At 68.2% G+C, this 20,390-nt stretch carries 21 protein-coding genes and 2 pseudogenes; 4 read left to right on the top strand and 19 right to left on the bottom strand.

The window, feature by feature from the left end; genetic code table 11:
• Window positions 1-23 precede the first annotated feature (23 nt).
• The 3 genes and pseudogenes from ACFQE0_RS18145 (at window position 24) to ACFQE0_RS18135 (ending at window position 4,557) form a co-directional block, all read left to right on the top strand.
• Window positions 24-1,206: pseudogene (locus ACFQE0_RS18145) on the top strand (ABC transporter substrate-binding protein).
• Between the two features lie 9 nt (window positions 1,207-1,215).
• Window positions 1,216-2,085 carry a branched-chain amino acid ABC transporter permease gene (locus ACFQE0_RS18140; protein ID WP_378972152.1) on the top strand — a complete coding sequence of 290 codons (870 nt, stop codon included), beginning with the start codon at window positions 1,216-1,218 and terminating at the stop codon, window positions 2,083-2,085.
• A 4-nt stretch (window positions 2,086-2,089) separates the two neighbouring features.
• Window positions 2,090-4,557: pseudogene (locus ACFQE0_RS18135) on the top strand (branched-chain amino acid ABC transporter ATP-binding protein/permease).
• On the opposite strand, the gene ACFQE0_RS18130 reads toward ACFQE0_RS18135, so the two are convergent.
• The 14 genes from ACFQE0_RS18130 to ACFQE0_RS18065 all read right to left on the bottom strand — a co-directional run bounded on the left by ACFQE0_RS18130 (window position 4,461) and on the right by ACFQE0_RS18065 (window position 16,273).
• Window positions 4,461-5,234, bottom strand: a complete 774-nt coding sequence (locus tag ACFQE0_RS18130) for a CatB-related O-acetyltransferase (RefSeq protein WP_378972150.1) — start codon at window positions 5,232-5,234, stop codon at window positions 4,461-4,463. The pseudogene ACFQE0_RS18135 and the gene ACFQE0_RS18130 overlap by 97 nt on opposite strands.
• An 82-nt stretch (window positions 5,235-5,316) precedes the next feature.
• Window positions 5,317-5,586 carry a hypothetical protein gene (locus tag ACFQE0_RS18125; RefSeq protein WP_378972147.1) on the bottom strand — a complete coding sequence of 90 codons (270 nt, stop codon included), beginning with the start codon at window positions 5,584-5,586 and terminating at the stop codon, window positions 5,317-5,319.
• A gap of 8 nt (window positions 5,587-5,594) precedes the next feature.
• Window positions 5,595-5,906, bottom strand: coding sequence for a hypothetical protein (locus ACFQE0_RS18120; protein WP_378972145.1), 312 nt, complete (start codon window positions 5,904-5,906; stop codon window positions 5,595-5,597).
• Between the two features lie 166 nt (window positions 5,907-6,072).
• Entirely contained in the window at window positions 6,073-6,309 is a 237-nt protein-coding gene (locus ACFQE0_RS18115; RefSeq protein ID WP_378972143.1) for a hypothetical protein, read from the bottom strand.
• A gap of 77 nt (window positions 6,310-6,386) precedes the next feature.
• Window positions 6,387-7,427 (bottom strand): sensor histidine kinase, encoded by a 1,041-nt coding sequence (locus tag ACFQE0_RS18110; protein WP_378972141.1) that lies wholly within the window; start codon window positions 7,425-7,427, stop codon window positions 6,387-6,389.
• Window positions 7,414-8,922 (bottom strand): ATPase domain-containing protein, encoded by a 1,509-nt coding sequence (locus tag ACFQE0_RS18105; protein ID WP_378972138.1) that lies wholly within the window; start codon window positions 8,920-8,922, stop codon window positions 7,414-7,416. Before ACFQE0_RS18105 ends, ACFQE0_RS18110 begins: the two co-directional genes overlap by 14 nt.
• 194 nt (window positions 8,923-9,116) lie before the next feature.
• Window positions 9,117-9,335, bottom strand: coding sequence for a hypothetical protein (locus ACFQE0_RS18100; RefSeq protein ID WP_378972136.1), 219 nt, complete (start codon window positions 9,333-9,335; stop codon window positions 9,117-9,119).
• A 108-nt stretch (window positions 9,336-9,443) separates the two neighbouring features.
• Window positions 9,444-10,646: an alpha/beta fold hydrolase gene (locus tag ACFQE0_RS18095; protein ID WP_378972133.1), complete on the bottom strand. Its 1,203-nt coding sequence runs from the start codon at window positions 10,644-10,646 to the stop codon at window positions 9,444-9,446.
• Between the two features lie 254 nt (window positions 10,647-10,900).
• Window positions 10,901-11,404, bottom strand: a complete 504-nt coding sequence (locus ACFQE0_RS18090; protein ID WP_378972131.1) for a DUF427 domain-containing protein — start codon at window positions 11,402-11,404, stop codon at window positions 10,901-10,903.
• Between the two features lie 74 nt (window positions 11,405-11,478).
• Window positions 11,479-12,798, bottom strand: a complete 1,320-nt coding sequence (locus ACFQE0_RS18085) for an MFS transporter (RefSeq protein WP_378972129.1) — start codon at window positions 12,796-12,798, stop codon at window positions 11,479-11,481.
• 104 nt (window positions 12,799-12,902) lie between these two features.
• Window positions 12,903-13,826 (bottom strand): hydroxymethylglutaryl-CoA lyase, encoded by a 924-nt coding sequence (locus tag ACFQE0_RS18080; protein WP_378972127.1) that lies wholly within the window; start codon window positions 13,824-13,826, stop codon window positions 12,903-12,905.
• Complete coding sequence (locus ACFQE0_RS18075; RefSeq protein WP_465264090.1) at window positions 13,823-15,016, bottom strand: CaiB/BaiF CoA transferase family protein; 1,194 nt, start codon at window positions 15,014-15,016, stop codon at window positions 13,823-13,825. Before ACFQE0_RS18075 ends, ACFQE0_RS18080 begins: the two co-directional genes overlap by 4 nt.
• Before the next feature lie 131 nt (window positions 15,017-15,147).
• On the bottom strand, window positions 15,148-16,065 hold the full coding sequence (locus ACFQE0_RS18070; RefSeq protein WP_378972123.1) for a LysR family transcriptional regulator: 918 nt from the start codon (window positions 16,063-16,065) through the stop codon (window positions 15,148-15,150).
• A gap of 34 nt (window positions 16,066-16,099) precedes the next feature.
• Window positions 16,100-16,273 carry a hypothetical protein gene (locus ACFQE0_RS18065; RefSeq protein WP_378972121.1) on the bottom strand — a complete coding sequence of 58 codons (174 nt, stop codon included), beginning with the start codon at window positions 16,271-16,273 and terminating at the stop codon, window positions 16,100-16,102.
• Between the two features lie 115 nt (window positions 16,274-16,388).
• Here ACFQE0_RS18065 and ACFQE0_RS18060 point away from each other — a divergent pair, with 115 nt between their 5' ends.
• Complete coding sequence (locus ACFQE0_RS18060) at window positions 16,389-17,063, top strand: DUF2490 domain-containing protein (protein WP_378972118.1); 675 nt, start codon at window positions 16,389-16,391, stop codon at window positions 17,061-17,063.
• A gap of 9 nt (window positions 17,064-17,072) precedes the next feature.
• Here the strand turns inward: ACFQE0_RS18060 and ACFQE0_RS18055 are convergent, their stop codons facing one another.
• The 5 genes from ACFQE0_RS18055 to ACFQE0_RS18035 form a co-directional block, all read right to left on the bottom strand.
• On the bottom strand, window positions 17,073-18,221 hold the full coding sequence (locus ACFQE0_RS18055) for an alpha-hydroxy acid oxidase (protein ID WP_378972115.1): 1,149 nt from the start codon (window positions 18,219-18,221) through the stop codon (window positions 17,073-17,075).
• A gap of 85 nt (window positions 18,222-18,306) precedes the next feature.
• Window positions 18,307-19,020: a GntR family transcriptional regulator gene (locus tag ACFQE0_RS18050; RefSeq protein ID WP_378972113.1), complete on the bottom strand. Its 714-nt coding sequence runs from the start codon at window positions 19,018-19,020 to the stop codon at window positions 18,307-18,309.
• A gap of 175 nt (window positions 19,021-19,195) precedes the next feature.
• Window positions 19,196-19,687: a DUF2721 domain-containing protein gene (locus tag ACFQE0_RS18045; protein WP_378972110.1), complete on the bottom strand. Its 492-nt coding sequence runs from the start codon at window positions 19,685-19,687 to the stop codon at window positions 19,196-19,198.
• A 121-nt stretch (window positions 19,688-19,808) separates the two neighbouring features.
• Window positions 19,809-19,991, bottom strand: coding sequence for a hypothetical protein (locus tag ACFQE0_RS18040; RefSeq protein ID WP_378972108.1), 183 nt, complete (start codon window positions 19,989-19,991; stop codon window positions 19,809-19,811).
• 159 nt (window positions 19,992-20,150) lie between these two features.
• Window positions 20,151-20,375, bottom strand: a complete 225-nt coding sequence (locus ACFQE0_RS18035) for a hypothetical protein (protein ID WP_378972106.1) — start codon at window positions 20,373-20,375, stop codon at window positions 20,151-20,153.
• Between the last annotated feature and the right edge of the window lie 15 nt (window positions 20,376-20,390).

Raw genomic sequence — 20,390 nt, 5'->3', positions numbered from 1 at the left:
CGCCTCGCTTCCGGGAGACACCCATGGCCTCCAACGCCTCACCCGTCCTGCGCCGCATCGCGCTGTCCGCGTGCGTCGCGCTCGGCTTTGCCCATCAGCCGGCAGCGGCGGCTGAGCCCGTCAGGATCGGTCTCGTGACCGCCTTGAGCGGCCAATCCGCGAAATCGGGCGAGGCGATCTCGCGGGGAATCGGGCTGGCCATCGACGAGATCAACGCCAAGGGCGGTGTGCTCGGCAGGCCGCTCGAACTCGTCGCCCGCGACGACGAGGCGAACCCGTCGAAGGGCGTGCTGGCCGCCCGCGAGTTGATCCAGCGGGTCGGCGTCGTGGCCGTCGTCGGCGGTCTCGATACCCCGGTCTCGATGGCGATCGTGCCCGTCGCCAATCAGATGAAGGTGCCCTTCATCGGTCCCTGGGCGGCCGGAACCGGGATCACCCGGAACGGCGCCGCCGACAATTACGCCTTCCGCGTCTCGGCCGTGGATGCCCTCGTGGACGAGGCCCTCGTCGCCTACGCGATCAAGACCTACGGCGCGAAGAAGCCCGGCATGATCCTCGTCAACAACGCCTGGGGCGAGTCGAACCAGAAGGGCCTCAAGGACGCGCTTCAGGCCGCGAACCTGCCCACGGCGGGGATCGAGAAGTACGAGGCCAACGACGTCGACATGGTGCCCCAGCTCGACGCGGCTGAAGGAGGCGGGCGCCGATACCCTGTTCCTCGTCGGGAATGTCGGCCCTTCGGCGCAGGTGGTGAAGTCCCTCGACCGGATGAACTGGTCGGTTCCCATCGTCTCCCATTGGGGCCCGGCGGGCGGCCGGTTCGATGAGCTCGCCGGGCCGAGCGCCGCCAAGGTTCACTTCATCCAGACCTTCACCTTCGCGGGGAACACCTCCCCGAAGGCGACGGCCGTTCTCGACGCGCTGAAGGCCAAGTACCCGGCGATCAAGTCGATGGCCGACGTCACCCCGGCGGTCGGCATCGCCAATGCCTACGACGCCACGCATCTGCTCGCCCTGGCGATCCAGGCGGCCGGTTCGACCGAGGGGCCGAAGGTTCGCGACGGCTTCTACAAGATCGGCACCTATCCGGGCCTGATCAAAACCTACGATCATCCGTTCTCTGCGGACCGGCACGATGCGCTGGGTCCGTCCGACTACGTGTTCACGCGCTTCAAGGACGGTGAGATCGTCGCCGTCACCAACTGAGCGGCGGCGATGCTGACCTCCATTCTCGTCAGCGGCCTCGGGCTCGGCAGCATGTACGGGCTCGTGGCGTTGGGCTTCCACGTCACCTACGCCGTCTCGGGCACCGTGAATTTCGCGCAGGGCAGCGTGGTCACCCTCGGCGCGGTCCTGGCTTACTGGCTCGGCGTGACCCTCGGCTGGCCGATGCCGTTGGCCATCCTCCTCGCGCTTCTCGGATGCGCCCTGTTCGGTCTCCTCGTCGAGGCCGTGCTGGTGCGCCCCTTCGTGATGCGGGGCTCGGATGCGTGGCTGCTCGCGACGGTGGCGGGCGGGATCGTCCTCGACAACACGCTGCTCTTCAGCTTCGGCAAGGAGCCGCGCAGCTTGCCCTCCCCGCTCGCGAGCAAGCCGGTGGAGATCTTCGGGACCGGGATCTACCCGCTGCAGCTGGTGATCCCGGTGATCGGGATCGCCCTGGCCTTCGCGATCCGCATGGTGTTCCGCAGGACCGATCTCGGCCGCGTCCTCCTCGCTGTGGCGCAGAACGCCGACGCGGCGCGCCTGATGGGCATCGACGTACGCCGCACGGTGGCCTGTGCCTTCGCCCTTTCGGCGACGCTCGCGGGCATCGCGGGTCTGCTCATCGCGCCGCTCTTCTCGGTCTCGGCCGAACTCGGCACCCTGTTCGGCATCAAGGCCTTCGCCGTGGCGATTCTCGGCGGCATCGGATCCGCGACCGGGGTGATCCTGGCGGGGCTGCTCTACGGGCTGGTCGAGGCGGGCGTCACCGCGACGCTGGGTTCCACCTACACGCAGCTCGTCGTTTTCTCGGTGATCGTCCTGGCCCTCGCCCTGCGGCCGGACGGTCTGCTGGGCCGCGCCGCCGTCAACAAGGTCTGATCCCATGCATCGCCTGAGATCGGCCACGGCGATGCGCCTCTGCATCCTCGTCCTCACCGCCGCCGCGCTGGGCCTCGTCGCGGTGACGGCGGGCTACAGCCATTTCGTCATCGCCCTCGTGGCACTGACGACGGTGGCGGGGGTCGGGCTCAACGTGCTCCTCGGCCTCACCGGGCTGATCTCCTTCGGCCATGCCGGCTTCTACGCCATCGGCGCCTATGCCAGCGCGATCCTGACCCTCCGCGGCGTCAGCTTCTGGCTGGCGCTCCCGGCGGCGGCCTTGATCGCGGCGCTCGTCGGAATCCTCGTGGCCGTGCCGGCGATGCGGGTGAAGGGCCCCTATCTCGCCATGCTGACGATCGCCTTCGGCTTCATTGTCGAGCACGGGCTGATCGAGGGCGGCGAGGTGACCGGCGGCCAGAACGGTCTCGTCGTCACCGACCCCCCGAGCCTGTTCGGCGATCCGCTGTCCCCCGCCGGTCTCGCGGCGCTGGCGGTGCTCGCGGCCGGGGCGAGTCTCCTGTGCTTCGATCTCCTCGCCCGCAGCCGCCTCGGCCGGGCGATGCGCGCCGTGCGCGATGCCGACGTCGCCGCCGCCGCGCTCGGCTTCGACCCGGTACGGGTGAAGACCTTGGCCTTCGCCATCTCGGCGGCGCTCACCGGCATTGCCGGAGCCGTGCTGCCACCGCTGATGCTGTTCATCGCGCCGAGTTCCTTCCCCTTTTCCCAATCGATCCTCTTCGTCCTGTCGGTGATCGTCGGGGGGCGGGAACCGTGCTCGGCCCGCTCTTCGGCGCCCTCGTGACCGTGCTCCTGCCGGAGGCGCTGTCGGGCCTCGCCGAATACCGGCTGCTGTTCTTTGGCCTCACCACCCTCGTCGTGCTCTGGCTGGTCCCGTCGGGATTGGTCGGCAGCCTCGCCCGCCTGCTGCCGCGTGCGCGCGACGAAACCGTATCCGGTGCCGCAGATGCGGCTCCGCTCGCTGGAAAAGCGGGGGACGCGCCGCTGATCCTCGAAGGTCTCGGCATCCGCTTCGGCGGGATTACCGCAGCCGAGGGCGTCGCGCTGACCGCCCGACGGGGCAACGTCACCAGCGTGATCGGCCCGAACGGAGCGGGCAAGACGACCGTGCTCAATATAGTCTCGGGCTTCTACCGCCCGAGTGCGGGCACGATCCGGCTGGGCGAGCGCGACCTGGCCGGGCGGCCCGCGCATGTCGTCGCTCGGGCTGGCATCGCGCGCACCTACCAGACGACGCGCCTGTTTGGCTCGCTCCCGGTTGCCGACAACGTGGCGCTGGGCTTCGCGCCGGGCCGCCTCTGGCGCCGCGCCGGGGCGGGCGACCGCGCGACGGCGCAGGGCCTGCTCGCCTTCGTCGGGTACCGGGGCTCGCTCGACCGCCCCGCCGCCGAGCTGCCGCATGTCGACCGCCGCCTAGTCGAGATCGCCCGCGCGCTGGCGGGACAGCCCGCCGTGCTCCTGCTGGACGAGCCTGCCGCCGGTCTTTCCCGGGCCGATACGGACCGGCTGGCGACGCTGATCCGCCGGGTCGCGGATCACAGTATCGCGGTGGTGCTGGTCGAGCACGACATGCCGCTGGTCATGGGGATCTCCGACCACATCCTCGTCATGGATGCGGGACGCCCGATCGCGCAGGGGAAACCCGCCGAGATCCGGCGCGATCCGGCGGTGCTGCGCGCTTATCTCGGCGGCGCCGACACGCCCGCTCGCCCGCGCGCCGCGCCGTGGCAGGGACCGGCGGATGCCGTGCTCTCCGTCCTCGACCTGACGGCGGGCTACGGTGCCGCCCCGGTCCTCGACCGTGTCGCGCTCGATGTCCGGCCGGGAGAGACCGTGGCGCTGCTCGGCGCCAACGGGGCGGGCAAGTCAACGGCGATGCGGGCACTCGCCGGGCTGTTGCGCCCGGTAGAGGGGGCGATCGTCCTCGATGATCGTCGCGTCGATGCGATGCCGGCGCATGGAATCGCCCGCCTCGGCCTCGCGCTGGTGCCGGAAGGACGGCAGGTCTTTCCGGAACTGACCGTGGTGGAAAATATCCGCCTGGGCGCCTTCGGGCGTGGCACACCGATCGATCCAGCCGAGGTGGAACGTCTGCTCGACCGTTTCCCGCGCCTGCGCGACCGGGCGACGAGCCGGGCGGGGCTGCTCTCGGGCGGGGAGCAGCAGATGCTGGCCATCGCCCGTGGGCTGATGGCGCATCCGCGCATCCTGCTGCTCGACGAGCCGTCGCTGGGTCTCGCCCCGGCCATGATCAACGCCCTCTACGCCACCGTCGCCGAACTGCGCGACGAGGGCGTCACCATCCTCATCGTGGACCAGATGGCGGCGCTGGCCCTCACCGTCGCGGATCGCGGCTACGTTCTGGAACAGGGCCGGGTCGCCGCGCGTGGAACGGCGGCGGAGCTGTCGGCGGACAAGGGGTTGGAGGCCGCGTATCTCGGCGCCGCGTAGGATCGCGCCGCGCAGTGATTACTTGGCGCGTGCCGCCGGGGAGCGCGGCTTCCTCGCGGATTTCGGCTTTGCCGGGGACGCGCCCCTTCGGCGGCCCGCAGGAATGCTTCGATGTCGCTGCCGAGGATCAGGGGCAGATGGCGGGTGATCCGCTCATCCGGCCAAGCCCACCAGTTCACCGTGAGGAGTCGGTCGATGATCGCGGGGTCGAAGCGATAGCGCGCGACCACGGCCGGATCGCCGGTCACGATGGCGTAGGGCGGCACGTCGCGCCGGACGACCGCGCCCGCCCCGACGACCGCTCCGTGCCCGATCGTGACGCCGGAGAGGATCAGGCATCCCGCGCCGAGCCACACCTCGTCTCCGAGCACGACATCACCGCGCGTGGCGTGGTCGTCCGAGCAATCGAGGGCGGGGGCCCACAGGCCCCCGCCAGTGATCCCAGCGATCGCCTTGAACGGATAGGTGGTGACGAGATCCGTGCGGTGGTTGCCGAGGACGATAGTGACGTCCGGCCCGATCGAGCAGAAGCGACCGATATGCAGGCGCGCCAACTCGGCTTCGAGGACATTCGGTCGGCCGTAGCTATGGGCTCCGACCGTCCAGCCCCAGCGGTCGATCTCGCGCGCAAAGTGGTATCGCGTGAGATTGTCGAAGATGGCGTTCGGCTCGATCACGGACGGCTCGCGGATGGTCCTCGATCGTCCCGAGGTGAGTGAAGCGGCGGGCGAGCGTGAACCCATGGCGGCACCGGTCGCCCTACTGCGCGGGCGCGGCCACGGTTTGAGCCATGGGCGTGGGGGTCGGATCGGAGGCCGAGGGCGTCATGGGCAGGCTGGCCGCCGATTTCCGGTCCTTCTTCTCATAGAAGACATTGCCACCGGCCGCGGCCACGTAGTGCATGTTCTTGTACGGGAAGTGATAGCCGGCGGTGTGGAAGAACATGGCCTTCCCTACCTTCGGGTGGCGCTCGCCGGCCAGGACGGCGTCGGCGACGTCCGCGATCTTGTCGAGGTCCTTCTCGCGCATGGGCTTCGTCAGAACGCCGGTCGCGAACTGACCCGGCTGACCCACCACCGCGCAGATGCCCCCGGAAACATCGCCGCTTCGAGCCGGTTCATCACGACCGTGCCGACGGCCAGCAGGCCTTCCGCGTCGTTCCGCTTCGATTCGAAGTACATGGCGCGTCCCAGACAATCACGCTCGGCATCGCTGACGACGAGGGAGGTCTGGCGGACGGCGAGGGAGCCGGTGGTCGTCGGGCCGGTGGAATTGCAGGCGCTCAAGCCGGCACCGAGGAGAACGATCCCGATTCGCGCTGTCGATGACGTCGCCCGAATGACCTGCATGCAGCTTCGCTTTCCTCGCGTCCGGGGAGAGCGCTCCCCATGTTGCTAGAAGTTGGCCTGAAGGCTCGTCTTATGGTCGAGCTTAACCGGCACTTCTGGGCGAGGATGTGGCGAGGTGTGGAAAGGCACGGCGGCGCCCGTCAGGCGCCACCGTGCCGTTGGGGTCTTAGCGGGACGTCGTGGTGGTGGAGCCGGTCGAGGTCGGCGCGGTGTTCGTGCTCGCCTTGTTGGCGCGGTGGTGGCCGACGGCGCAACCCGCCGCAGCGCCCGCCGCGCCGTGGCCGACCATGTGGCCTGCGACGCCGCCGACGACGGCGCCCTTGAGGCAGCCCTTGGCCTCGGCCTGTCCGATGCCGGCGACGGCGGTGAGGGCGAGAATGGAAGCGATGGTCAGAGCGCGCATTGCGTTTCTCCTGGATGAGAAGTCGCTCTGAAACGTGCGGCCATCCGCACCCGTTCCGCCTTATCCCGGGATCGGCATCAGTAGGCGGGCACGATCCGTTGATCGGGCAGCGGTGCACGCATCGTGAAATGCAGGCCGGAGGGCCGGTAATCGAAGGCGATGTCCGCCTCGCATTGGAGCTTCAGCACCCGCTGGAGCAGCGTCGAGCCGAAGCCCTTCCGGGTCGGGGCCTCGGTCAGCGGGCCACCACTCTCGGTCCAATCGAGGCAGAGGACCTGCTGGTTGTCCTGCCGCTCGACCGTCCAGGCGATGTGGATCCGGCCCTCGGGCACGGACAGGGCTCCGTGCTTGGCGGCGTTCGTCGTCAATTCGTGGATCGCCATGCCGGTCGGCACCGCGAGGTCGCCGACGAGATCGACCTTCGGGCCGTCGAGGACGATCCGGGATCCCTCGCTGTCGTTGTAGGGGCCGAGTTCGTTCATCAGCATGTCGCGCAGCCGAGCCTGCTGCCAGTAATCCTCGGTCAGCAGGTTGTGCGTCTTGGCGAGCGAGATCACCCGCGCCGAGAACGAGGCGTAGAAGTTATCGACGGTAGTCGCCGAGCGGGCCGACGCTCCGAGCAGGGCCTGCACCGTGGCCAGCGTGTTCTTGACGCGATGGTGCAGCTCGCGGATCAGCAGCGTCTGCCGCTCCGCCGTCCGGTCTCGCTCTTCGAGGTGCGTGCGCGCGTCGAGCTGGCGGTGCTTGGCCCGCAGGGCCGCCCGCGCCGCCGAGACCAGGGTCGCCGGATGGAATGGGCGTTCCAGCACGCTCACGTTGCCGAGCATCTCCATCAGATGTCCATTGGGCTCGGCGCCCCTCAGGCTGAGCAGGATGAACGGGAAGTCCGACCAGGGCGGCTGCGCGGCGATCCAATCGGCCAGCGCCTGCCGGTTCGAAGAGAGCAGCGCCTCTTCGGTCACGACGGCGCAGCTGGCCTCGTCGAGCCGGGACACGAGGTCCCCGAGGCTGTCGCAGACCTGCGTCGCGATCCCCCCTTCCCCGAGAATGGCGGCGGCCACGATCGCGTCGCGCCCACCCGGCGTGAAGAGAAGAACCGGCGGATCAGCCACGGTCATCGGCGGGGCGGACTGCCAGGAGGGACGAGCGTTCGCCGTCGTATGTGGGGACGCCGGTCATGATGCCCCTGAACGCATTGAGGGGTTCGCCAACGCGAACCCCGCTCGAGTCGATCCGTAATTCGCGGATCGTGTCCTCGTGGCTGCCCGTCCGCTTCTTCACGACCGAGAGCGCGCGGCGTAGGCGTCCCTCGGCCTCGAAAGTGCGGAACAGCAGGATCGTGTCGCTGAGATAGGTCAGATCGACGTTGGACCCCATCGCGCCGATCATGCCGTGCTGCGCCAGGACGAGGAGCGAGATGACACCCTGCTGGTTCAGGTAGGTCAGCAATTCGTGCATCTGCAGCAGGAGGTAATTCTCCTCCGGCATGGCGTTGTGGTAGCCGGTCAGCGAGTCGATCACCACGACCTTCACCCCGCGGTGCTCGACGGCGTTCTGCACGAGGTCGGCGAGTTCGCCGGGGGAGATCTCAGCCGGATCGATCTGCTCGATCTGGATCGCGCCGGATGCCACCGCATCGTCGATCGGCATGGCGAGGCCGCGCGCCCGGCGGCTCAGGACGCCGGACGTCTCGTCGAAGCTCAGCATCAGCACCTTCTCGCCGCGAGCGATCGCGGCCGTGACGCAGGTGAGCGCCACCGTCGACTTGCCGACGCCGGAAGGGCCGATCAACATCGTGCTCGTGCCGCGATCGAGGCCGCCGCCGAGGAGATCGTCCAGCTCGGGGCTGCCCGTCTTGCAGGGCTCGCCGGGGACCTCGGCCACGTGATCGGCCGCGACCAGGCGGGGGAACACCGTCAGGCCGCCGCGCCGGATCACGTAGTCGTGGAAGCCGCCCCGGAAGGCTGTGCCGCGCATCTTGATGACCCGCAGCCGACGGCGCTCGCCGCCATAGAGCGGCGCGAGCTGTTCCAGCCGGATCACGGCGTGGCTGAGGCTGTGGAGGTTCAGATCATCCGTCTCGGCGGTCAGGTCGTCGAGGAGCAGGGCGGTCGCGTTCTGGATCAGCAGGTAGCTGCGCAGGGCATGGACCTGCCGCCGGTAGCGCAACGACCCCTCCGACAGGAGCCGGATCTCGGACAGGCTGTCGAACACGACCCGCCGGGGCTTGGCCCGCTCGATCTCGGCGATCGCCAAGCGCACGGTCTCGCCGAGTTCGAGATCGGAGGAATGAACGAGGCTCTGCTGTTGCGTCGGATCGAGGCTCAACTCAGGCGGAACGAGTTCGCAGATCTCGATGCCGTCGAGGGACCATCCATGCCGCTGCGCGACGTTCAAGAGTTCGCGGCGGCTCTCGGACAGGGTGATGTAGAGCCCGGGCTCGCCGCGTCGCACACCTTCGAGCAGGAACTGCATCGCCAGTGTCGTCTTGCCCGATCCGGGGCGGCCCTCGATGAGATGCGAGCGCTGCGCGGCGTAGCCGCCGTCGAGGATGTGGTCGAGGCCGCTGACGCCGGTCGAGACCGGTATGGCGTCCTGATCGATCGATGCCATCAGGCACTCCTTCTCGCCGCCCTGGACAATGGGTGCCTGTCGAAAGCCTTAGTCGTCTCACGATGCCGCGTATATGCAGGCGGCCCGTTTGTCCTCACTGCGAACGACGCAGAACAAGAGAGAGATCCCGCTTTCTCGACCGCAACGGCCCGGCGCAGGGGCGCCGGGCCGTGTTCAGCGTGATCACGAGCGGTTTAGCGGGCAGAAGCCTCGCTCACCCGGCGGGGGGCCTGAGGGGCGGCCCGCACGAGGCTCGGGGTCGTGGTCAGTTCCGAGGCCGGACGGATCGTGGCGGTCGGACGGGCCTGGTCCCGGTAGAGCGGCGGGATGAAGTCGATCCGCTCGTCCGCCACGGCGGAGCCGAGGGCGGGGACGATCGCGAGGGTGGCGAGGACGAAAGTGCGAATGGTCATGGTGTGGTTTCCCTTGATCACCGGGGTTCGCCCCGGTTCGTGAAGGGAAGATGCGCCGCACTGCACCATCATTCAAACAGATCGTATCGATAGTCGATATCGATGAAATCAATGTCCTGCTGGTATTTCGAGCAACGCTCCGAGAAGGCCGGCCTCCTCGCCGATGACACGGTCGCGAAGGCTCTGAGAGCCGAGGGTCAGGGCGAAGATGTCGAACACCCCCGCATGGTCGTTCGCCATCAGGAACTGGAAGTGCATGCGGAACGGCCGCAGGCGAATGCTGCGATACGTCTGCGCGTCGATGATCTCGGTGAACTTGGCTGAACGGATGACCGGGTTCGCCATTTCCGCCTCGGGAATGCCCACCGGCAGATCGTGGCCCGGGTTGAAGCCGGGAAAGTTCATCCAGTCCTGCGGCGCTTGGTAATCGACCCAGGTCAGCCGCGTGGAGGTCATCAGCTGTGCGACGGCCGCCCGCGTGTCGCGGGCTCCGGGCTGGAACGCCACGACCGGCAAGCTTGAACCGAGGGTGAGAAGGGAGAAGGTCGGCCCGGCCCGCCCGAGCGATGGCTCCTTGTCGAGGAGCAGGACAGCGAGTTCGGCGGCGGTCAGCCCGCCGGTCGAATGGCCGACGATCAGCACCTCGTCGGCTTCGGCAGCCCGGATGCGGGCCAGCATGTGCTCGGCGAAGGCCTCGATCCGTGCCCGGTAATCCGGCCTCCGGCCGGTCGCGTGCTGCCAGTGGAACACGCAGTCATGCATCAATTGCCAGACGAAGGCCCGGTCGAGGCGCGGCGCCACGATCCTGAGGCCGACGGCTCCGGCAAGGCATCCGATCAGGAGCGCGATCCAGGTCGGCAGTCCGAGGCCGATGCCGAGCACGCCATGCCCCGCGAGGCCGGAGGCGAGCAGCACGATGAGCAGGAGGGCGGTGATGACGGCGGGATAGAGGACGACGTTCCCGCATTTCCAACTGGCGCGGTACAGGCGCCCCAGCGTGCCGTTGGCCGCGACGTTCAGGACGGCCCAGAGGTTCAGGCAGGCGCCGACCACATAGGGCTTCCCCATGTCGCGCCGGACGAGGTCGCTCCAGAGCAGCAATTCGTATTGCGTCCGCGTGCGGCCGCCGCAGGCATCGACGGTCCAGGATTGGACGAGGCCATCCTCGCTGTCGATCGGGCGACCGATCTTCGGCACCGGCAGGCCGAAATTCCGCGCGTAACGGCGGATCTCACGCATGAACAGCGCCCGGTAGCGGCGCTCGGAATCAGGATCGTAGCCCGGCACATAGAAGAGGAGCCGACGGCGCACCGGTCCGGTCGAGTCCCGTGGGGCCAGGGGCGGAGTGAACGCGATGGGTTTCGTGCGCCGCGGCCGGCCACGCTGTCCGGACCCGGCGTTCATCGCCTCGGCCTGCATGTGATGGTTCTGACCCCCTCGGCGGCTGGATCGCGTCGCGCCGTCACCGGCGGCACTTCGGCAGCGACCGCCGTGAGCGTCAATAGCACAGTGTTACCGGTTCACCCGCCCGCAACCGAACGAGGCGCCGCTGTCACAGGCCGGGATCACCATCCCTGGCTGCCCGGCCCGCCCTTGAACGGCCCGACGATCCGCGGCGTGATCCAGCCACCGTAGAAGCCGCCGGGCTGGGGCGTCACCCGCTCGTCGCCGACATGGCAGGACTCCATGGGCCCCGCATAGAAGGCGACATGGCCCGCGATCGGTCCGAATTCGGGGGTCGGCGACGGGTAGGCCCAGGCCGCCTGCGGTGCGCGGCGGGTCGGGCCGATCACGTCGTAATGCACCGCCCTGCCCTTCCACTCGCAGAAGCTGCCGCTGGCGATCCGGGCGAGGCTGCCGGGGGCGATGTCGCCGGGCGGGATGTAGTAGGTCGGCGGGTGGCTCGTCTCCAGCACCCGGTAACCGTTCACCGTGTCGGCGATCGGCATGCCGTCGAAGACGATCAGCAGGCGCTCGCGCACGGGTTCGAGACGCGGCGGGCGGGGATAGTCCCACACGCTCTCCTGGCCTGGACCCGTCGGGTCGGGGATCGGGCGCTTGAACACCATCGGCCTGCTCCATCCTTGAGCCGCCGGGGGAGATAGCGCGCCGCATCCCGGTGGGGATGCGGCGTCCGGTCGGGTCAGACGCGGTCGTTGCGGCGCAGGCTCGCCGGGGCCGCGAAGATCAGCAGGGCCGCCGCGACGAGGCACAGCACCCCGATGCCGTAGAGCGCCGGAGTGGTGGAGCCGGTGAGATCCTTGACCCAGCCGACCGCGACGGGGCTCACGATGCCACCGAATTGGCCGAGCGTGTTGATCAACGCGATGCCGCCCGCCGCACCGACCCCGGTGACGAGCTTGGCTGGCAGCGTCCAGAAGGTCGGGATCGAGGCGACGATGCCGGAGCCGACCAGGGCCAGGGCGATCATAAGCGGCACGATCTGCTTGTCGAACATCCCGGCGGCGAAGAAGCCGAGCGCCGCCGCGACGGCGAGACCGGCGACGAATTTCGGCCGCTCGCCGGAGGCATCGGACAGCCGCCCGATCACGACCATGCTGATCGCGCCACAGATATAGGGCACGGCGGTGAGGAAGCCGACCGAGGCGGCCGACCCACCGGTCGCGGTCTTGATCAAGTCCGGACCCCAGAAGTTCAGGCCGTAGGAGCCGATCTGGAGAAGGAAGTAGACCAGGGCGATGAGCAGGAAGCCGGGCTGCTTGATGGCGCCGAGCAGCGAATGGTCGCCGATATCCTTATTGTGGTGGGCGATCTTCGAGGAGAGCAGGTCCTTCTCGGCCCGGCTCAGCCAGCGGGCGTCCTCGATCCGGTCGTCGAGGCGCAGGAACACCATGAGGCCGAGGACGAGGCAGGGCAACCCGCCCGCCAGGAACAGCCATTGCCAGCCTGCGAGGCCCGCGACCCCGTTGAGGCCACCGAGGATCAGGCCTGCGACGGGCGCGCCGAAGATGCCGGAAAAGGCCGAGGCGACGAACATGAAGGAGGTGACCCGGCCGCGGAACGAGGCCGGGAACCACAGGGTGAGGTAGTAGAGAATGCCCGGGGCGAAGCCCGCTTCCATGGCGCCGATGAGGAAACGCAGGGCGTAGAACTGCCACTCGGTGCTGATGAACACCATGAGCGCGGTGGCGATGCCCCAGGAGATCATGATCCGGGCGATCCAGCGCCGCGCCCCGACCTTGTACAGGAACAGGTTCGAGGGCACCTCGAAGATCACGTAACCGATCACGAACATGCTCGCGCCGAGCCCGTAGGCGACGTTGCTGAAGCCGAGATCGCTCTGAAGCTGGAACTTGGCGAAGCTGATGTTGATGCGGTCGAAGAACGCGAACATGTAGCAGACCATGATGAGCGGCATCAGCCGCCATGCGGCCTTGCGCACCACGCTGCTCTCGGTGACTTCGGCGACACCCGCGAGCGGGGTTGTCGTGACGGCACTCATGGGTTTCCTCCAGGCTGGGACGGCGCACGCGAACGCGCGGAGAGGCCGTCGCCGCTTCTGTGGCGGCGTCCGGCGGGAGTGATGACGAGAGCGGAAAAGCGGCTTCAGGCCGCCTTCGGCACCGGATGCAGGTCGCAGGGTCGCCCGGCCTTGGCGACCTGACCCGGCACGTCGTGACCGACGAGGCGCGGGAGGTCGCGGGACAGGGCGATCAGGCCTTCGAGGTCGAGGCCGGTGGGAATGCCCATCTCGTGGGCCATGCTGGCGAGGTCCTCGGTGCAGATGTTGCCCGTCGCCCCCGGCGCGAAGGGGCAGCCGCCGAGGCCGCCGAGCGCCGCATCGAACCGTCGCGCGCCCGTGCCGTAGGCGGCAAGCACGTTGGCGAGGCCGAGTCCGCGCGTGTTGTGGAAGTGCAGGGTCAGGCGCTCGGCCGGGACCAGCGTCAGGGCACGGGCGACCAGCCGCTCCACCTGTCGGGGATTGGCCATGCCGGTCGTGTCGGCCAGCGTCACGCCCTCAATGCCGAGGGCGAGGTAGCGTTCGACCTGCCCGATGACCTTGTCCACCGGCTGGTCGCCCTCGAACGGGCAGCCGAAGGCGGTGGCCACGGTAGCGTTGGTGGAGACGCCCGAGCCCTTCACCGTCTCCATGATCCGGCCGAAGCCCTCGATCGAGGCGTCCGGCGTCATGCCCATGTTGGCGCGGTTGTGGGTCTCGCTCACCGAGGCGACGAGATTGACCTCATCGACCTTGGCGGCCAGCGCCCGCTCGGCGCCCTTGGGGTTGGGCACCAGCGCCACGTAGACCGTGCCCGGCCGACGGGTGATCCCGGCGAAGACCTCGGCGGCATCGCGAAGCGCCGGCACTGCCTTCGGCGAGACGAAGGACGAGACCTCGATGCGCGAGAAGCCCGTGGCCGCGAGCGCGTCGATCAGGGAGATCTTGTCCGCCGTCTCCACATAGACGGGCTCGATCTGGAACCCGTCGCGGGTGGCGACTTCCTGGATCAGCATGGCGTCCGCGCTCATTGGACGGCTCCCTCGCGGCGCAGGCGTGCGATGGTCTCGGCATCCCGGCCGAGATCGGAGAGGACGTCGTCGGTGTGGGCGCCGAGCGCCGGACCCTGCCAGCGCACCGAACCCGGCGTGCCGGACATCTTCGGGACGATGCCCGGCATCTTCACCTTGGTCCCGCCGGGCAGTTCGGCCTCGAGGATCATGTCGCGGGCGTTGTAGTGCGGGTCGGCCACGATGTCGGCGACGGAGTAGATCCGGCCCGCCGGGACATCGGCGGCGTCGAGAGCGGCCAGAGCCTCGTCCACGGTACGGGCCCTGGACCAGTCGGCGATCACGCCGTCGAGCATCCCGGCCACCGCCGAGCGCCCGTCATTGCCGCGCAACGAAGGATCGTCCGCGAGGTCCGGTCGGCCGATGGCGTTCATCAGGCGGCGGAAGATCGGGTCGGAATTGCCTGCGATGACGACGAAGCCGCCATCCCGGGTCGGGTAGGTGTTGGACGGCGTGATGCCCGGCAACGCCCCGCCGGTGCGGGTGCGGACCTCGCCCAGGAGGTCGTATTCCGGAACGAGACTTTCCATGACGTTGAACACGCTCTCCACGAGCGACACGTCGATGACCTGTCCCGCGCCGCCGGAGGTCTTGACGTGAAGCAGCGCCATCAGTGCGCCGATCACCCCATGGAGCGAGGCGAGCGTGTCGCCGATGCTGACGCCGACGCGGGCGGGCGGACTGTCCGGGCTGCCGGTGGTGAACCGGATGCCGCCCATCGACTCGCCGATGGCGCCGAAGCCCGGCCGGTCGCGATAGGGGCCGGTCTGGCCGTAGCCCGAAATGCGGACCATCACGAGCTTCGGGTTCAGCTCCTTGAGCACGTCCCAGCCGAGGCCGAGCTTCTCCAGGCCGCCGGGCCGGAAATTCTCGACCACCACGTCGGCGCTGCGGACGAGATCCTTCACCACGGCGAGGCCGTCCGACGACTTCAGGTTGATCGCGATCGACTTCTTGTTGCGCGACTGCAGGTACCACCAGAGCGAGGTGCCCTCGTGCATCTTGCGCCACTTGCGCAGGGGGTCGCCCTCGTTCGGGGCCTCGACCTTGATCACTTCGGCGCCGAATTCACCGAGAATCTTCGTCGCGAACGGTGCGGCGATCAGCTGTCCGAGTTCGAGAACGCGGATACCATTCAGCGGACCCTGCACGGATTCTGTGGCCGAGCTTGCCATCAACGCTTCCTCCATGACTATTTTCTTGAAGAATACTGCAGGAAGGGCGACCGGTCTAAACGCCATGCGCCAATCAGCGTTCTCCGGTCGAGAACGCTGCGCCGGGTTCAGCCTGCGGCCCGGAGATGGGCGAACAGCAGCGCTGGGGCCGGCGTCAGGATGCCGGGCCGGGCGACGAGAAGCAGGGTTCGTTGCGCCCATGGGTCGGTGAGCGGCACGGCAACGACCTGCATCTGAGGGCCGAGGAGGGCATGGACGCGCTCCGGCACGACGCCGAGACCCATGCCCGCCTGGGCCATCCGGCAGATCGCGTCGAAGCTCGGCACGTGGATTCGCAGCTTCAGCGGGCGCCCGAGGCGGCGCGCCTCGTCGCGCAGGGCGGCGTAGATCGAGCTTTCCCGATGCATCCCGACATGGTCGTGATCGAGGGTGTCGGCCAGTGAGACCGCCTCGCGTCCTGCCAGCGGATGACCTGCCGGGACGACGAGGACGAGCCGGTCGCTGCGGTAGGGATGGGCGACGAGGGAGCGCGTATCGGTGCCCCCGGCGCAGATGCCGAGGTCGGCCGCCCCCTCCTCCACCCCGGCGACGACGCCGCTGCTCGGGCGCTCTTCCAGATCGACGCGGATCTCGCCCTGCGCCGCGAGGAAGGCCTGGAGATCCTCCGGCAGGAATTGGACGATGGCCGAGAGGTTCGCGAAGACGCGGACGAAGCCGCGCACGCCGCGCGCATGTTCCGCGAGTTCAAGGCTGATCTGCTCGGCGCTCGCGAGCATCCGGCGGGTATGGTGAAGCAGGGTCTCACCCGCAGGCGTCGCGCGCATGCCCTTCGGCTCGCGGATCAAAAGCTCGCAGCCGAGTGCCCTCTCCAGTTCCGCGAGGCGCTTGCTGACGGCCGAGGGGGCGATGGCGGCCCGGCGGGCCGCGCCGTTGAGCGTCCCGTCCTCGCAGATCGCCACGAACAGGCGCAGCGTCTTGAGATCGAGGCGGTTCAGGATGGAGGGCGTTGCGGGACCCTGGGCCATGGCCGGTCGGGACCCGCGACGCCCGCGCCGACTGTTACTTGGCGAGCCGGTTGGTGACCCAGCGGAAGGCGACGCCGGACATGTCCAGCACGAACAGCACGCCCACGATTCCGAGAATGACCTGCAGCATCGCGAACCCCTTATGCGTGACCGTCGCCGCCGCCGCGCCGAACGGCCGTTGATGCCGGATGGCATGCAGAAATGGCACGATCAAGACGCGCGGCGGGATTCTCAGATCCGTCGGCTTGACGGGGCCCCGGCGCGAGGGGACACCGAACGGCACAGGTCGAAAGCCGGTCGAAGGGGGCGGGTTGAACAGGTTCGTGCTCCCGTTGCTCTCCGCGCTCGCCTGGGCGGCGACGCCCGCACCCGTCTCGGCGCAGGCCTCCGGCCACGATGCGCAGCTCTGGATCAACACCACCCTGTTCGGCTCGGTCGGCGACGTCGCCTTCTTCGCGGAAGTGCAGCCGCGCTTCGGCAATAATATCTCGCAGCTCGACCAATTGATCCTGCGGCCGGCTGTGGGCTGGAAGGTCACCAAGGACCTGACGCTCTACCAGGGCTACGCTTATGTCGAGGATCACGGCACCGGCCCGGTCCTGGTCGAGAACCGCAGCTTCCAGGAGGTGAACTGGAAGATCGGCGAGTTGAACGGTCTGAAGACGTCCTCGCGGACGCGCCTGGAGCAGAGGTGGCGTTCCGACGGGAAGGATGTCGCCTTTCGCGCGAGGCAACAGTTTCGCGTCGCCGCCCCGCTGTTCGAGGGGGCGGACAGCGTGTCCCTCGTCGGGTGGAGCGAGACCTTCATCGCCCTCAACGATGCCGATTGGGGCCCGAAGGCCGGGTTCGACCAGCTTCGCACCTTCGCGGGGCTCGAGGTGCCGATCGGCGGCAAGTCCACCGTCGAGGTCGGCTACATCAACCGGCTGATCAAGAGTTCCGGCAGCGGCCTCCAGACCGACCACATCGTCTCGCTCAACCTGTCGATCCGGCCGTAGAGCTGCCACCTACCCGTGCGGCGGGCGCAGGATGGACCGGTCGACGTCGAGGAGGTTGCGGTGGCCGCAGAGCGCCATCGTCATGTCAAGCTCCTTGCGGATGATCTCCAGGCAGCGCGCGACGCCCGCCTCCCCGCCCGCGCCGAGCCCGTAGAGGAAGGGGCGGCCGATGAAGACGCCCTTCGCCCCCAGCGCGATGGCCTTCAGCACATCCTGTCCCGAACGGATGCCGCCATCCATCAGTACTTCGATGCGCGAGCCCACGGACTCGACGATCTCGGGCAGGATCGCGATGGAGGACGGCGCGCCGTCGAGCTGCCGCCCGCCATGGTTCGAGACGATCAGCGACTCCGCGCCCGTGGCGACGGCCTTCTCCGCATCCTCGGCATCGAGAATGCCCTTGAGGATCAGCGGGCCCTTCCAGCGGTCGCGGATGCGGGCCACGTCGTCCCAATCGAGGCGTGGGTCGAATTGCTGCGAGGTCCAGGCTGAGATGGAGCGCGTATCGCCGACGCCCTCCACATGGCCGACGATGTTGCGGAAGGTCCGTCGCTGCGTGCGCGCCATGCCGAGGCACCAGCGCGGCTTGGTCAACAGGTCGATGACGGTCGAGGGCGTGAGGCGCGGCGGGGCCGAGAGGCCGTTGCGGATATCCTTGTGGCGCTGGCCCAGGATCTGGAGGTCGAGGGTCAGCACCAGGGCCGAGCAGCCCGCCGCCGCCGCCCGGTCGATCAGCCGGTCGTTGAAGGCGCGATCGCGCATGAAATACAGCTGGAACCAGAACGGCGAAGACACCGCCTCGGCCACGTCCTCGATGCTGCAGATGCTCATGGTGGAGAGGGTGAAGGGGACGCCCGCCGCCTCCGCTGCCCGCGCCGCCAGGATCTCCCCGTCCGCATGCTGCATGCCCGTCATGCCGGTCGGCGCGAGGGCGACCGGCATCGCCACGCGCTGCCCGGCCATGGTCGTGGCGAGCGAGCGGTCCGTCATGTCGACGGCGACCCGCTGGCGGAACTGGATTGCGGCGAAATCCGCCTCGTTCGCCCTGTAGGTGCCCTCCGTCCATGACCCGGAATCCGCGTAGTCGTAGAACATCCTCGGCACGCGCCGCTTGGCGATCCGGCGAAGGTCTTCGATCGTGGTGATCGTGGGGTCCATCGGGACCGATCCTTTGTCGAAGTGATGGTTCAAGGGCCGGAGGGGGCAAGCCGATGCCAGTGACGCGCGACCCGCCTTGGCGATGTCATCGCGCGATGCGCGTCAAAGCCCGGCGACGCTCGGCGGCGCGGGCGCTGGCACCGAGCTCTTCCAATCGCGCGACGAACTTCTCCCGCGCGCGGACGACGTGCGCCCGGCCGAGCGCTTCAGCTTTCGCCGCGTCTTTGGCGACGATCGCACCCAGGATTTCCTCGTGCTCGTCCCACAGGCCGAGGGAGACGCTTCCCTCCAGGCGTAGCACTTCGCCCATCGTCCGGCGCATGTGGTGGAGTTGAGGGCGACTCATCTCGCCGATCACGGTGTTTTCGGAGAGTTCGCTCACATACTCGTGAAACGCGATATCGGCAGCAATCTGATTGGCGATCGTGTCATGCGCGATGGCCGCCCGTCCCCGCGCGATCAACTCGCGACCGCGTTCCAGAACCGTCGAGCCCGTCGCGCGCTCGGCCGCAAGGCGACATGCCAGACCCTCAAGGACTTCGCGGACCTGATAGATGCTGCGCATCAGGTCGACATCGAGCGGAGCCACCACGACGCCACGCTTGGGCGCATCCGTGACGAAGCCCCGTTCCCGCAGCAGCATGATCGCCTGCTGCACAGGCTGTCGCGACACATCGTAAACCTCTGCCAAATCGTCCTGAATCAGACGTGAGTTCGGCGGGAGGGTTCCGTCGCAGATCTCGTCGAGGATCCGTTCGTAGACCTGATCAACGAGGCTCGGGATGATGTGCGAGGGCATGCGTTTTTCGCGGGAATGGGACACTTTCCAGTATCATACACGGTTGGGTGGAGCGGTCTTTCCTCAAGTGCAACCTTAGCATGCGAAATTGAATTCAGTATACAAATATGGACCGGCTGCTTTGGCGGGCTGATGGGTCTCAGCGTTGAGCGTCAATTCCGCCCGCTTCTCCGCATCAGGCCCTCCGCTTCGAGGCGGTTTCGCGCTGGCGCTCCACCTCGACGCGCACGCCCCGCCCCGTGAGCAGGATTTCCACGAGGAAGGCCCCGATCGCCGCGATGGTGAAGAGAAGGGCTAGCCCGAACAGGGCGAACAGCACCGAGGCTGCCGCACCGTCGCGGAGAGCACCGACATAGAGGGTGAGGATCGAACTGAGGACCAGCCCCGCCCCGAGACAGGCCAGCACGACCGCCGCGTCGAGCAGGATCGAACGGCGGTGCAAGTAGGCGAGGCGGATGGAGATCGTCCGCGCCTCGTCCTCGCTGGCGCCGAGCAATTCCTTGTCGGCGGCGTTCACCTTGTCGGAGATGCGTGCGAGCCGCGTCGAGAAGGTGTTGAGCAGCGTCGCCAGGGCCGACAGCAGGAAGGCGGGCGCCAGCGACACTTGAATGATATGGGCAACGTCGTCCGGCGAATTGCCGCTGAATGCACCGCCCAACAGGTCCATGCCGCTCCCCTCGCCCGGCCCGCCGTGGCGGCGAGGGCATCAGGGCGCTTTAGAGCATTTTCCGCAGGAGCGAATGCCGCTCCGGTGCAGGACAATGCAGCGAATACAGTGGATTGAAGCCTCAATCGGCCTTGGCCAGCGCCTTGGCCTGGGCGGCGAGGCGCGCTTTGCGGGCATCCCTGATGATGATCTCCGCCCGTTCGGCCTCCGTGCGGATGCCCATGCGGTCGATCAACTCGGCCCCTGCCCGTTCCCGTACGGCCTGAAGATCCGTCTTCGGCCGCGGCCCCTTCACCTGCCCCATTCCTCACCTCGTTCGCCAAAATGGCCACGCTCGAGGGGGTGATGTTGGGCGCTACAGCAGGGCGTCAACCCTGGCCATTAGGGGTAATCCACAGCACAACTCATCCGGGCAGACCGTTCAAGGCCTGCCCGGATGAGGATCAACCGCAGATCAAGGAGATCAGTGGGCGCTGGTCCAGCCGCTCGCGGCCACGGCGCGATTCCAGGTCTGGCCCGCGCCATCCATCAAGTACAGCTCGGTGGCATCCGGGTATTCCCGGCGAACCTTCTCGTAAGCGACATTGGCTTCGGACTGTGCCGACAGCGCGTCGCCGGCCGAGATGGCGATCCGGCGCACCGGCTCGTCGTCACCGTCAGCCATGATACCCAGCATGAACTTGGCCATGGAAACCTCCCTTAT

The organism is Methylobacterium komagatae, assembly GCF_042661665.1.
Lineage (GTDB): Bacteria > Pseudomonadota > Alphaproteobacteria > Rhizobiales > Beijerinckiaceae > Methylobacterium > Methylobacterium komagatae.
Note: the sequence above shows the minus strand (reverse complement) of the source record. Positions and strands in the feature narration are given on the sequence as shown.